The sequence below is a fragment of the Alexandriicola marinus genome (assembly GCF_004000435.1).
GTDB classification, from domain to species: Bacteria; Pseudomonadota; Alphaproteobacteria; order Rhodobacterales; family Rhodobacteraceae; genus Alexandriicola; species Alexandriicola marinus.
This window is the reverse complement of record NZ_RBVZ01000003.1, coordinates 199,281-211,476: the sequence shown is the minus strand read 5'-3', so window position 1 is coordinate 211,476 and position 12,196 is coordinate 199,281. Positions and strand designations below refer to the sequence as shown.

Annotated in this window: 13 protein-coding genes; 6 read left to right on the top strand and 7 right to left on the bottom strand. The window is 63.7% G+C overall.

Going from position 1 to position 12,196, the window contains the following annotated elements:
• Positions 1-2: 2 nt before the first annotated feature.
• The 6 genes from EP376_RS13615 to coxB all read right to left on the bottom strand — a co-directional run bounded on the left by EP376_RS13615 (position 3) and on the right by coxB (position 4,301).
• Positions 3-668, bottom strand: coding sequence for an SURF1 family protein (locus EP376_RS13615; RefSeq protein ID WP_127656143.1), 666 nt, complete (start codon positions 666-668; stop codon positions 3-5).
• A gap of 92 nt (positions 669-760) precedes the next feature.
• Positions 761-1,561, bottom strand: coding sequence for a cytochrome c oxidase subunit 3 (locus EP376_RS13610; protein WP_127656142.1), 801 nt, complete (start codon positions 1,559-1,561; stop codon positions 761-763).
• A gap of 48 nt (positions 1,562-1,609) precedes the next feature.
• Positions 1,610-2,239 (bottom strand): cytochrome c oxidase assembly protein, encoded by a 630-nt coding sequence (locus EP376_RS13605; protein ID WP_127656141.1) that lies wholly within the window; start codon positions 2,237-2,239, stop codon positions 1,610-1,612.
• Positions 2,236-2,442 (bottom strand): hypothetical protein, encoded by a 207-nt coding sequence (locus tag EP376_RS13600; RefSeq protein ID WP_127656258.1) that lies wholly within the window; start codon positions 2,440-2,442, stop codon positions 2,236-2,238. Before EP376_RS13600 ends, EP376_RS13605 begins: the two co-directional genes overlap by 4 nt.
• On the bottom strand, positions 2,442-3,392 hold the full coding sequence (gene cyoE, locus EP376_RS13595) for a heme o synthase (protein WP_127656140.1): 951 nt from the start codon (positions 3,390-3,392) through the stop codon (positions 2,442-2,444). Before cyoE ends, EP376_RS13600 begins: the two co-directional genes overlap by 1 nt.
• 78 nt (positions 3,393-3,470) lie before the next feature.
• Entirely contained in the window at positions 3,471-4,301 is an 831-nt protein-coding gene (gene coxB / locus EP376_RS13590) for a cytochrome c oxidase subunit II (protein ID WP_127656139.1), read from the bottom strand.
• A gap of 180 nt (positions 4,302-4,481) precedes the next feature.
• On the opposite strand from coxB, the gene tldD reads away from it, so the two are divergent.
• The 3 genes from tldD to topA all read left to right on the top strand — a co-directional run bounded on the left by tldD (position 4,482) and on the right by topA (position 9,951).
• Complete coding sequence (tldD, locus tag EP376_RS13585; RefSeq protein WP_127656138.1) at positions 4,482-5,903, top strand: metalloprotease TldD; 1,422 nt, start codon at positions 4,482-4,484, stop codon at positions 5,901-5,903.
• Between the two features lie 102 nt (positions 5,904-6,005).
• The gene (gene dprA, locus EP376_RS13580) at positions 6,006-7,178 is read left to right on the top strand and encodes a DNA-processing protein DprA (protein ID WP_127656137.1); all 1,173 of its coding nucleotides are present in this window, start codon (positions 6,006-6,008) and stop codon (positions 7,176-7,178) included.
• Between the two features lie 136 nt (positions 7,179-7,314).
• Positions 7,315-9,951: a type I DNA topoisomerase gene (topA, locus tag EP376_RS13575; RefSeq protein WP_127656136.1), complete on the top strand. Its 2,637-nt coding sequence runs from the start codon at positions 7,315-7,317 to the stop codon at positions 9,949-9,951.
• 4 nt (positions 9,952-9,955) lie between these two features.
• Here topA and EP376_RS13570 read toward each other — a convergent pair whose 3' ends face one another.
• The gene (locus tag EP376_RS13570; protein WP_238928844.1) at positions 9,956-10,816 is read right to left on the bottom strand and encodes a lytic transglycosylase domain-containing protein; all 861 of its coding nucleotides are present in this window, start codon (positions 10,814-10,816) and stop codon (positions 9,956-9,958) included.
• Positions 10,817-11,160: 344 nt separating this feature from the next.
• On the opposite strand from EP376_RS13570, the gene EP376_RS13565 reads away from it, so the two are divergent.
• From EP376_RS13565 to EP376_RS13555, 3 genes are all read left to right on the top strand, one after another.
• Complete coding sequence (locus EP376_RS13565; protein ID WP_127656135.1) at positions 11,161-11,349, top strand: Flp family type IVb pilin; 189 nt, start codon at positions 11,161-11,163, stop codon at positions 11,347-11,349.
• Between the two features lie 243 nt (positions 11,350-11,592).
• Positions 11,593-11,781, top strand: a complete 189-nt coding sequence (locus tag EP376_RS13560; RefSeq protein WP_127656134.1) for a Flp family type IVb pilin — start codon at positions 11,593-11,595, stop codon at positions 11,779-11,781.
• Positions 11,782-12,004: 223 nt separating this feature from the next.
• Positions 12,005-12,196 carry a hypothetical protein gene (locus EP376_RS13555; RefSeq protein WP_127656133.1) on the top strand — a complete coding sequence of 64 codons (192 nt, stop codon included), beginning with the start codon at positions 12,005-12,007 and terminating at the stop codon, positions 12,194-12,196.

Sequence of the window (12,196 nt, the reverse complement as noted above, 5' to 3'; positions counted from 1 at the left end):
TGTCAGTCCTTCCTGCGCAGAACCCGCCAGCCGTAATAGCCGCTCATGACGGCCCAGACCAATGCGAGAAGATACCAGGTAATCGCGTATTCCCTGTGATCGTTGGGAATGCCGCCGGTGTCGATAGGCATCGGCGTCAATTGCGGGTCTGTTTGCTCCGACAGCACGGCCAGCACCGGCAGCGTTCCCAGCGCCTCGGCCATGGCGGGCAGGTCGCGGGCGAACCACAGATTGCCCTCGGGGTCTGGCGTGAAGCCGTCGACCTCGTTCGGCCATGAGAGGTTGCCCTCCCATGTGCCGGGCGCGGGCGAGAGGTCAGCGCCGCGAGATTCGTCGGGCAGGAAGCCGCGATCGGCAAGGATGCGGTCGCCGCCCGCGGTCTCGAACGCCTCAATCACACGGTAGCCGGGGCCCTCACCGTCAAGGGAGATCAGGACATAGATCGTCTCGCCGGTGAAGGCGCCGGTGATAGCGACGGGCAGGTATTCATGGGTCTCTTCGGTCAGATCGGCAAAGGGCAGATCGGCCGGGGCCGAGGCCATGCGTGCGTCGATCTCGGCGAGGATCCCCTCTTTCCACGCGAGGCGCCGCATTTGCCAATTGCCGAGCGACACGAGGATCGCAACACCGACAAGGCCAAGGACGATGGGAAAAATCAGACGGCGCATTGCCCCCCCTTGAGGACGGACGAAACGCGCGAGGGTGCCCTCGCGCGTTTCAGGAAATTTCGGACTGGCAGGGCGGGCCCCGCCGGCAGGTGTCAGCCGCCCCAGACGTAGATCGAGAAGAACAGGAAGAGCCAGACCACGTCCACGAAGTGCCAATACCAGGCCGCGGCCTCGAAGCCGACATGCTGCTCCTGCGTGAAGTGGCCGCGATAGACGCGCAGCAGGCAGACCGCGAGGAAGATCGTGCCGATCACCACGTGGAAGCCGTGAAAGCCCGTCGCCATAAAGAAGTTGGCGCCATAGATGTTCCCGGCAAAGCCGAAGGAGGCGTGGGTGTATTCGTATATCTGGAAGGCCGTGAACAGCAGGCCAAGCGCGATGGCGAGGATCAGACCGTTCTTGAGGTCATTGCGGTTGTTCTCGTGCACCAGCGCGTGGTGCGCCCAGGTCGCCGCGGCACCCGAACACAGCAGGATCAGCGTGTTGATCAGCGGCAGGTGCCAGGGATCAAACGTCTCGATGCCCGCAGGCGGCCACTGGCCGTCGACGATCGGGCTTTCGGGGCCCATGGGGTAGAGCGCATGTTTGAAGAAGGACCAGAACCACGCGGCAAAGAACATGACCTCGGACATGATGAACATGATGAAGCCATAGCGCAGGCCGATCCGAACGACGGGCGTGTGATCGCCCTGCTGGCCTTCGGTCACGACCTCGGCCCACCAGGCGTACATCGTGTAAAGGACCGCTACGAGGCCGATCAGGAACAGGTAGGGCGCGCTGCCGTGCATCCAGAGGACGGCGCCGTACAGCATCAGGAAGGCCCCGACAGCGCCAACAAACGGCCAGATGGAGGGGTTCAGAATGTGATAGTCGTGGTTCTTTTCATGGGCCATTGCGGTCGTTCCCTGAGGCTAGGTCCGGCCCTGCGGGGCCGGCTGTCGTTAATTCTGTTCTATGTCCGGGCCGATGCCATCTGTCAAACCGGCGGGCAGATCGAGGGCGGCCTGAGTCTCGGCGCCTTCGAAATCCTCGGGCAGGTCGATCTGATAGAAAGTGTAGCCCAGCGTGATGGTGTGGACGTATTGACCTTCGCGATCATCAACGATGTCGGGATGGACGAAAAAGCTGACCGGCATCTGCATCGTCTCGCCGGGCATGAGCACCTGTTCGACGAAGCAGAAACACTCGATCTTGTCGAAGAAGCCGCCCGCCTCGTAGGGCGTGACGTTATAGGCCGCCTGTCCCGCGATCGGCTGATCGGTGGGGTTGTGCGCCTCGTAGAAGGCGAGACCCGTCTCGCCGATGCGGATTTCCATCTCGCGCTGCATGGGCTTGAAGGTCCACGGCATGTCGCGTTCCAGCGACCCGTCGAAGCGAACGGTGATCGTCTGATCGAGGATCACATCGCTGCCCTGATCGGCGACATCCGTCGCGCCGCCGAACCCCGTCACGCGGCAGAACCAGTCGTAGAACGGGACCGACGCCCAGGCGAGCGATCCCATGATGATCACGACCGATACGGCCTGCGTGGCGGTGCGTTGCGGCCCCTGCAGGCGGGGAAACAGTTTCATTGCGTGCCCTCCGATGCGCTGGGTTCAAGCTGCGGTCTGGCCACATGATCGAAGCGTTCGAACTGGGCGATATTCTCGAGGTTGAGGACCTTAACCACTGTCAGGCCGAAAACGATCCCGACCAGCCCGACCAGGACAAGACCCACGCCGAGGTTGCGACCCTTTCGGCGGCTGTGCAGCTCATGTTCGACCTTGATCGCCATCACCAGATACTCCAGCCAAGCGAATGGAGCGCGGCCTCGACCAGAAGGAGGCCGAAATGCAGGAACAGGTAGCTAAGCGAGATGCGGAACAGCCACTTCTCGGTCGCGTAATTGTCGGCCTCGGCAGCGGCGTCATCACGAAGCCAGACGAGCCATGCACCATAGAAGAACCGCAGGTTCAGCACGAAGGCCGCGGCAAGATAGACCGGCCCGCCGATCGAGGTGAAGCCAAGCCCCAGCGCCACCGGAACAAGGAACAGCGTGTAGACCAGAATGTGGTTGCGCGTGATGGGCCGGCCGTGGGTTTCGGTCAGCATCGGCACGCCCGCATCGCCGTAATCGGACCGCACGAACAATGCCAGCGCCCAGAAGTGCGGCGGCGTCCACATGAAGATCAGTGCGAACATCAGGGCCGATTCGATGGACACGCCGCCGGTGGCGACGGCCCAGCCGATCATCGGGGGAAAGGCGCCCGCAGCGCCACCGATCACGATGTTCTGCGGCGTGGCCCGCTTGAGCCACATGGAATAGATCACCGCGTAGAAGAATATGGTGAAAGCCAGAAGCGCGGCGGCCAGCAGGTTTGTCGCGAGAAACAGCAGGATCACCGAAAAGCCAGACAGCGCCAGCCCGATGCCCAGCGCCTCGCTTGGCTCAACCTTGCCGGCAGGGATCGGGCGGCGGGACGTGCGCTTCATCACGCTGTCAATATCGGCATCCCACCACATGTTCAGCGCGCCTGACGCGCCGGCCCCGACCGCGATGCACAGGATCGCGACAAAGCCGATAAAGGGATGAATGCCGACCGGCGCCACGACGAGGCCCACCAGCGCGGTGAACACGACAAGCGACATGACCCGCGGCTTGAGCAGCGCGAAATAATCGCCAAAGCCTGCCTCGTTGGTCTGGGCTCCGTTATGGGCGACGTCTGTCACGCTGGCATCTGTCATGGCTGTCCGTCTGTTCTGGCGGTCATCTGGGGGCGGGGGAGACGGGGCGCAGCCGATACCGCGCCCCGCTCAGGGGGATCAGACCCCGAATTCTTCCTGCGCGGAAGCAAGCCACTTGTCGTATTCTTCCTGGCTCACGACTTTGACGGTGATCGGCATATAGGCGTGCGCCTGACCGCAAAGCTCGGAGCACTGGCCGAAATAGACGCCCTCACGCTCGGCCGCGAACCACAGTTGGGCAAGGCGTCCGGGAACGGCGTCCTGCTTCACACCGAAGGCGGGGATCGTCCAGGAATGGATCACGTCGGCGGCCGTGACCTGCATCACGACCGTGGCGCCCACGGGCACGACAACGGCCGTATCGGTGGCCAGCAGGTAGAGGCTTTCGTCATAGCCGAAATCGGCAAGCTCGTCCTCGGCCAACATGAAGCTTTCGAAGGCGACGCCATCGTCGACATATTCATAGCCCCAGTACCACTGGTACCCGGTGACCTTGATATTGATATCGGCCTCGGGGATTTCCTGCTGCTTGAACAGCACAGGCAGCGAAAAGGCCCCGATGAATACGAGGATCACGATCGGAATGATCGTCCACGCAACCTCAAGCGGGGAATTGTGCGTGAATGACGCGGGATTCGGGTTCGCGCGGCTGTTGTAGCGCAGGATCACGTAGGCCAGCAGGCCCACGACGAAGAGCGAGATGATCGTGATGATCACGAGAAGCATGCCATCGAGCCACTGCAGATCGCGTGCAAGCTCGGTTGCGGCGGGCTGAAACCCGATGCCGCCCAAATGCGGTGCACCAACGACCTCGAGGTCGTCGATCGCGGTCTGCGCCGATACGGTCTGCGCCGTCATTGCGGCAGCCAGCCCGGTGCCCAGCGTCCGGATTGTTCTGAACAGTTGCATTCTCGTTCCCTTGTCTCTGGCTAGCCGGACCCCATTTGCATGGGAATCCTGTCGTCTCGGGCGTCTATACCCACAACCCGAGGCACATCACAAGAAGGCCTGTTGCGGCAAAGCGTCTCCTTTGGCCTAATGACGCGGCGCGCGGCGGGTTCTGCGCGCCATTATGCCCCGGAGGATTGCATGTCCCAAGACCCCTTTCGCCCGTTTGAAACCAACCTCGATCAGGACACCGCGCTGTCCATCCTGCGCGAGGCCGTGGCAGGGGCCGACGATGGCGAACTGTTCCTAGAACGGCGCCGGTCGGAGGTGACGTCCTTCGATGACGGGCGGCTCCGCACCGCCAGCTATGACGCCTCCGAAGGATTCGGCCTGCGTGCCGTGCGCGGCGAGACGGCGGGCTATGCCCATTCCACCACGATCGACGAACACGCCCTGCGCCGCGCGGCCGAAACGGCGCGCCTTGCGGTGGGTGCTGGCGGCGGTACGCTGGCCGACGGGCCCAAGGGCACGAATACCGCGCTTTATGCCGACGTCGACCCGGTCGAGCAGACGCCCTTTGCCGTCAAGGTCGACACACTGCGCGAGATCGACGCCTTCGCCCGCGATCTGGACCCGCGGGTGGTGCAGGTCTCGGCGACGCTGTCGGCCGTCTACCAGGAGGTGGTGATTCTGCGCCCCGACGGCCGGCTTGTCTCGGACATCCGACCCATGGCCCGGCTGAACGTCAGCGTCATCGTGGAGGAAAACGGCCGGCGCGAAAGCGGCGGCGCGGGGGCTGGCGGGCGGCACGGTCTCGACGGGCTGATCAGCCACACGCATTGGGAAGGCGCGGTGCGTGAGGCGCTGCGGATCGCGACGGTCAATCTGGGCGCCGAAGCCGCGCCGGCGGGCGTGATGGACGTGGTGCTTGGCCCGGGCTGGCCGGGCATCCTTTTGCACGAGGCCGTGGGCCACGGGCTGGAGGGCGATTTCAACCGCAAGGGCAGCTCGGCCTTTGCCGGGCTGATGGGCCAACAAGTGGCTGCACGTGGCGTGACGGTTCTCGATGACGGCACCATCCCCGACCGGCGCGGATCCCTGACGATCGATGACGAGGGCACACCCTCGGGCAGGAACGTCCTGATCGAGGATGGCATCCTTGTCGGCTACATGCAGGACAGGCAGAACGCCCGGCTGATGGGGGTCGAGCCCACGGGCAACGGGCGGCGCGAAAGCTTTGCCCACATTCCGATGCCCCGCATGACGAACACCTACATGCTGGGCGGAGACGCTGCGCCGGATGACATGATCGGTGAGCTGCGCGACGGCATTCATGCCGTGGGATTCGGTGGCGGTCAGGTGGATATCACGAGCGGAAAGTTCGTGTTTTCCTGCACCGAAGCCTACCGGGTGAAGGACGGCAAGCGCGGGGCACCGGTCAAGGGCGCGACGCTGATCGGCGACGGGGCAACCGCACTGCAACAGATCCGCGCCATCGGCAACGACATGGCGCTGGACCCGGGTATCGGGAACTGCGGCAAGGCCGGGCAATGGGTGCCGGTGGGCGTGGGCCAGCCAAGCCTGCTGATCGGCGGGTTGACCATCGGCGGCGCGCAGACCTGAGCGCCGCCTCCCCCGAATTGGTGAGGAACAAAGCGTGATTGCGTTTACACGCCATTAACCTTGGCCGCCTAATCCTGTGTGGGTAACAGGACGAGGCACAGAATGGCCGGGGACCCAACTTCTTCCGCTCACCCCCCACTCCCACCCACCACGGAAGATGACCGGTTTCTCTTGCTTCGCCTGTTACGCTCCCGCCGGGTCGGTGTGGCCACCTTCTGGCGGCTTCTGGACCAGTTCGGCAGTGCTGCGGCCGCGCTTGACGCGCTGCCCGAGATCGCGCGGGCGGCCGGGGTCGAGGATTACGCGCCCTGCCCCGAAGGCGTAGTCGCGGCCGAGATGAAGGCCGCGCGCCGATCCGGGGCGCGCGCCGTCTTTCACGGAGAGCCGGATTACCCCGCACTTCTGACAGGGGTCGAGGATGCACCGCCGATCCTGTGGATCAGCGGCGACTCCGATCTGCTCTGCCGGCCGATGATCGCGATCGTCGGTTCGCGCACCGCATCCTCGGCCGGAACGCGCATGGCGCGGCGGCTGGCGGCCGATCTGTCCGAGGCGGGTTTCGTCGTCGTCTCGGGGCTTGCGCGGGGCATTGATGCCGTGGCGCACGACGCGGCCCTGAAAGGCGGGACAATCGCCGTGATGGCAGGCGGCGTGGACGTCATCTACCCTCAGGAAAACGCCGATCTGGCCGCGCGGATCAAACAGGACGGGCTCGTCCTGTCAGAACAGCCGATGGGGCTTCAGCCGCTGGCGCGGCATTTCCCGATGCGCAACAGGATCGTCTCGGGAGTCGCGCGGGCCGTCGTCGTCGTCGAAGCCGCGGCGAAATCCGGCAGCCTGATCACCGCACGATGCGCGCTCGATCAGGGGCGGGAGGTGATGGCCGTGCCCGGCCACCCGTTCGAGGGTCGGGCCTCGGGCTGCAACATCCTGATCCGCGACGGGGCGACCCTGATCCGCTCGGCCGAGGACATCCTTGATGTGACCGGCCCTGCCGTGGTGGCCCCCTTGGTGCAGCGACAGCCAAACCTGTTTGTGCCCGAAGGCATCCCCGACGACAGGCCCGCACCGCACCCGCCTGCGCAGCCCTTGCGGCAGGTCGCGGCGCTTCACGACAGGATCCTTTCACGGATCGGGGCCGGCCCGATCTCGGAGGATGAGCTGATCCGGGACCTTGCCACCCCACCCCGCGAGATTGCCCCGGCACTGGTCGATCTGGAACTCGATGGTCGCATCCGGCGCGATGCGGCAGGACTGCTGTCCCGGGAGGTCTGAAATTGCACCTGAATTTTTCAGCCCTTTAGGGCTGTGCCGGATCGGAGCCATCCGGCAAGGGAAGCCCGCATTGACATTCCCGCACTTGCCCGCACATCTAGGCCCGCTGCCGTGATCCGTTCAGTCAGAGGTGCCTATGCCCGTCGTCGTCGTCGAATCTCCTGCAAAGGCGAAGACAATCAACAAGTATCTGGGGCCCGATTACACGGTTCTCGCCTCCTATGGTCATGTGCGCGACCTGCCGCCCAAGGACGGTTCAGTCGATCCCGATGCGGATTTCGACATGAGCTGGGAGGTCGCCAATGACAGCAAGAAACATCTCAAGGCGATCGCCGATGCGCTGAAGGACGATCCCGAACTGATCCTCGCCACCGACCCCGACCGCGAGGGCGAGGCGATCAGCTGGCACCTGACCGAGGCCCTGTTGAAGCGCAAGGCACTCAAGAAGGACACGCCGGTCAGCCGCGTCGTCTTCAACGCGATCACGAAATCCGCGGTGACCGAGGCGATGGGCGCGCCACGTCAGGTCGATGGCGACCTCGTCGAAGCCTATCTGGCGCGCCGCGCGCTGGATTACCTTGTGGGCTTCAACCTCAGCCCCGTTCTGTGGCGCAAGCTTCCGGGCGCGAAATCCGCGGGCCGGGTGCAATCGGTCTGCCTGCGGCTGATCGTCGAGCGCGAGATGGAAATCGAAGCGTTCCGTGCGCGCGAATACTGGTCGGTGGGCGCGCTTCTCGCGACGCCGCGCGGCCAGACCTATTCCGCGCGCCTGACGACGCTGGCCGGGAAAAAGCTCGACCGGTTCGATATCGCCGACCAGACCGCGGCCGAGATGGCGGTGCAGGCGATCACCTCGCGCGATCTGGTGATCAAGTCGGTCGAGGCCAAGCCCGGCACCCGCAACCCCGCGCCGCCCTTCATGACATCGACGCTTCAGCAGGAGGCAAGCCGCAAGTTCTCCTTCGGGGCGCGCCAGACCATGAGCGTGGCGCAGCGGCTCTACGAGGCGGGGCTGATCACCTATATGCGGACCGACGGGATCGACATGGCCCCCGAGGCCGTGCATGCGGCCCGGGATGCCATCAAGGCGAAGTTCGGCACCGACTACGTGCCGGCCAGCCCCCGCATGTACAAGAACAAGGCCAAGAACGCCCAAGAGGCGCATGAATGCATCCGGCCCACGGACATGGCGCTCGACCCGGCGAAGGCCAAGATCGCCGATGCCGATCAGCGCAAGCTTTATGACCTGATCTACAAGCGCACCCTTGCCAGCCAGATGGAGGCCGTCCGGCTGGAACGCACCACCGTCGAGATCGGAAGCGCCGACGAACAGGTCGGCCTGCGGGCCACGGGTCAGGTGATCCTGTTCGAAGGGTTCATCGCCATCTACGAAGAGGGCCGCGACGATGCCGTCGTCGATGACGACGACAAGCGCCTGCCCCAGATCGCCGAAGGAGAGGCCGCCGAAAAGCGCGAGGTCACGCCGGAGCAGCATTTCACCCAGCCGCCGCCCCGCTACACCGAGGCAACGCTGGTCAAGCGGATGGAAGAGCTGGGGATCGGCCGCCCGTCGACTTATGCCTCGATCGTCACGACGATCCAGGATCGTGAATATGTCGAAAAGGACAAGGGCCGCCTGATCCCGAAGGACAAGGGCCGGCTGGTGATCGCGTTCCTGTCGAATTACTTCCGTCGCTATGTCGATTACGACTTTACCGCCGATCTGGAGGAGGATCTCGACCGGGTCAGCGCGGGCGAGGCGGATTACAAGGACCTTCTGCGCCGGTTCTGGCGCGATTTCTCCGCCGCGATTGCGGAGACGTCGGAACTGCGGATCACCGAGGTTCTAGAAAAGATCAACGAGGTTCTCGCGCCGCACCTGTTCCCGCCGAACGAGGACGGGACAGACCCCCGGCTCTGCCCCAATTGCGGACAGGGCCGGCTGTCGATGCGCACCGCCCGGTCGGGCGGCGCCTTCATCGGCTGTTCGAACTATCCCGAATGTCGCTACACCCGGCCCTTCGGCCCCCCCGGCATGGATGAAAACGCCGGCGATGGCGCGATCCCGCCCGAGGGCAAGCTTCTGGGCGAGGATCAGGGCGACAAGATTTACGCCTTCAACGGCCGCTTCGGGCCTTACGTCCAGCGCGGCGAGGTGACGGACGACAACAAGAAGCCGCCACGCCAGTCGATTCCCAAGGACTGGCCACCGGCAGAGCTGACGCTGGAACAGGCGCTGAAGCTTCTGGCGCTGCCGCGCGAGGTGGGCACGCACCCGGATGACGGGGTGATGATCTGGGCCAATATCGGGCGCTATGGCCCCTACCTCAAACATGCGGAGACGATTTCCCACAAGGGCGGGCTGAATGCCAATCTCGAGGGGATCGACGAGGTCTGGACCGTGGGCATGAACCGCGCGGTGGAGTTGTTGGCACAGAAAGCCGCGTCGCGCGGACGGGGCCGGACACCGGCCCAGCCGATCAAGGAACTGGGCGATCACCCCGATGGCGGCGCGATGAGCGTCATGCCCGGCCGCTATGGGCCCTACGTCAAATGGGAGAAGGTGAACGCGACCATCCCCAAGGAGGTCGAGCCCGAAGCGCTGACCTTCGAGATGGCGGTGGAGCTGGTCAACGAACGGGCCGCGAAGTCGGGCAAGGGCCGAAAGAAGGCCCCAGCAAAGAAGGCAGCCGCCAAGAAGCCCGCGGCAAAGAAGACGGCTGCGAAAAAGACCCCTGCGAAGAAGTCGGCCGCCAAGAAGGCCGACGACTGATCCGTCAGAGGTTGTTCACCGCAAAGACACAACCGTCCGAGATCAACTCGGGCGGGGTCTGGCACAGGCCGCGTGCGACCGTCCAGGCGGCAAGGACCTTGGGCACGTAGCCGCGCGTTTCCGGATAGGGCGGCACGCCCAGATTGTCGCGCACGGCCCCCTCGCCCGCGTTATAGCCTGCGAGCGCCAGAACCGGATCGCCATCGAAATGGCCCAGAAGCCAGTCGAGATAGGCCACGCCGCCGCGGATATTCTCGGCCGCCACAAGGCTGTCGGTGACGCCAAAGCGTTCGGCGGTCGCGGGCATCAGCTGCATCAGGCCCTGCGCACCGGCGGAACTGACCACATCGATGCGCCCCGCGCTTTCGACTGAAATGACCGCCAGAACCAAGGCCGGCGATACGCGGGTGCCGATTGTGGCGGCCAGTATATCGCGGCCATGGCTTTGCGCGACCTCCTGCAAGGTCTGAATGCGGGGCACGGGCGCGGCCTGCCCCTGCGGCGCCGCAGACAGCGCCAGAAGCGCGGGCTCAAGCCGGCCGGGGCCCGAATCCTCGATCCGGGGGGAGATCGCGGCCCAGAACCATTCGAACCCGCTGGACGCGGGAGTTGCGCCCCCCTCACCCGGCCCGGCCACTGCCGGGGGTTGGGGGGCTGCGGGAGCTGCGGTGGCACTGGGCGCGGTGGGATCGATCTGAACGGTGATTCTGTTGCCTGTGTCACCGGAAGGCACGCCGACCCGGCGGAACGTGAAATCAGGCTGAAGTCTGTCGGTGCCCTGCGCCTGAACGGCGGAGGCCTCCACCCCGAGAGACGCCAGACAGCTGAATGCGAGCGCCAGGCGGCGCATATCCAGGAAAACCATGAAACATGCCTCTGTGCTTTTTGGAGAATTTATCCACACGCGAACCGCATTGACCAGTGGGTCGCGGATAATAAAGCCCAGTGGGGCGCTTTGAACACTGACGCGTAACAATTGCCGCGGGTCAAAAACCCCCATTCATTTATTTATCTATAAAAATCAGTTCTTTAGGAAAAAGTTCACAAAAAACGCCAGCGCTTTGAAAATGATCGAAACAGGCCCAAATCCCGCCCGATTCAAAGTCGATAAAAAGTACATCCAAAGCGGGGATCGGACCAAGAAGAGGCCGGTCCGAGTTGATCCGCTGGATATCGCAACTGAGTGAAACCCCTGAGGAGGGACTAGAAATGCAAAACTTCATGAACGCCTTCATCCGCGACGAAGATGGTGCGGTTACTGTTGACTGGGTCGTGCTGACCGCCGCCATCGTTGGCCTCGGCATCGCCGTTCTCACCTCCGTTTCGAACGGTGCCGAGCAGATGGCCGAAAACATCGAGACCGAGCTGAACACGGCCGTCCCGACCATCACGTTCTGATCCGAGAGCCCGTCTTTCGGAATGACAGGAAGCCGGTCTCGACCATCGGGGCCGGCTTCCGCTTTTCGGGCAAGTCTTCTCGCAATCCGCACAGGTTTCGGATGACGCCGGGAAAAAGCCTGAAACTCGCCTGATTGCAGGCGGACAATCAAATCGTCCTTCGCGGGTTTCGGACTGGTTGGTTCGGCACTGCTTGATGCGCAGGATACTGCAACCATACCAAACCCCCAGGAGGGACTGGAAATGCAAGACTATCTCAACACATTCATCCGCGACGAAGATGGTGCGGTCACCGTCGACTGGGTCGTGCTGACCGCCGCTGTCGTGGGCCTTGGCATCGCCGTTCTCACCTCCGTTTCGAACGGAGCCGAGCAGATGGCCGAGAACATCGAGACCGAGCTGAACACGGCCGTCCCGACGATCACCTTCTAATTCGACGAAGGTTCGATCGAACGATCATGGGGGCCGGTTCCGCGCAGCGGAACTGGCCCTTGCCGTTTCAAAGTCGCCCGGGAGGCCCCGTCGTCCTGACGTTTGTCTAGAAAGAACAAGTTTGTTCACGGATCCGGAACAAAACCTCCCCAAAAATGCCCCATTCCGACAGCACGTTCATTAGGGAACGATTAGCCGTCGGGTATTATCAGGAGAGACGTGAATGTGGAGTTTCTTTCGGCACTTTCGCCAGGATGAAGATGGAGCGGTCACGATTGACTGGGTCGTACTGACCGCCGCGATCCTCATACTTGGTGTCGTCGTCGGCGCCGCGGTTTCCAATGGAGCCGAAACGATGGCCAACAACACCGAGACAGAACTTACGAACGCCGTCGTCCCCGAAGTCGTTTTCTAG

Excerpts from the sequence above, each read along its gene's own strand:
- EP376_RS13615 (WP_127656143.1), bottom strand. The coding sequence starts at position 668 with ATGCGCCGTCTGATTTTTCCCATCGTCCTTGGCCTTGTCGGTGTTGCG.
- EP376_RS13610 (WP_127656142.1), bottom strand. The coding sequence starts at position 1,561 with ATGGCCCATGAAAAGAACCACGACTATCACATTCTGAACCCCTCCATC.
- EP376_RS13605 (WP_127656141.1), bottom strand. The coding sequence starts at position 2,239 with ATGAAACTGTTTCCCCGCCTGCAGGGGCCGCAACGCACCGCCACGCAG.
- EP376_RS13600 (WP_127656258.1), bottom strand. The coding sequence starts at position 2,442 with ATGGCGATCAAGGTCGAACATGAGCTGCACAGCCGCCGAAAGGGTCGC.
- cyoE (WP_127656140.1), bottom strand. The coding sequence starts at position 3,392 with ATGACAGATGCCAGCGTGACAGACGTCGCCCATAACGGAGCCCAGACC.
- coxB (WP_127656139.1), bottom strand. The coding sequence starts at position 4,301 with ATGCAACTGTTCAGAACAATCCGGACGCTGGGCACCGGGCTGGCTGCC.
- tldD (WP_127656138.1), top strand. The coding sequence starts at position 4,482 with ATGTCCCAAGACCCCTTTCGCCCGTTTGAAACCAACCTCGATCAGGAC.
- dprA (WP_127656137.1), top strand. The coding sequence starts at position 6,006 with ATGGCCGGGGACCCAACTTCTTCCGCTCACCCCCCACTCCCACCCACC.
- topA (WP_127656136.1), top strand. The coding sequence starts at position 7,315 with ATGCCCGTCGTCGTCGTCGAATCTCCTGCAAAGGCGAAGACAATCAAC.
- EP376_RS13570 (WP_238928844.1), bottom strand. The coding sequence starts at position 10,816 with ATGGTTTTCCTGGATATGCGCCGCCTGGCGCTCGCATTCAGCTGTCTG.
- EP376_RS13565 (WP_127656135.1), top strand. The coding sequence starts at position 11,161 with ATGCAAAACTTCATGAACGCCTTCATCCGCGACGAAGATGGTGCGGTT.
- EP376_RS13560 (WP_127656134.1), top strand. The coding sequence starts at position 11,593 with ATGCAAGACTATCTCAACACATTCATCCGCGACGAAGATGGTGCGGTC.
- EP376_RS13555 (WP_127656133.1), top strand. The coding sequence starts at position 12,005 with ATGTGGAGTTTCTTTCGGCACTTTCGCCAGGATGAAGATGGAGCGGTC.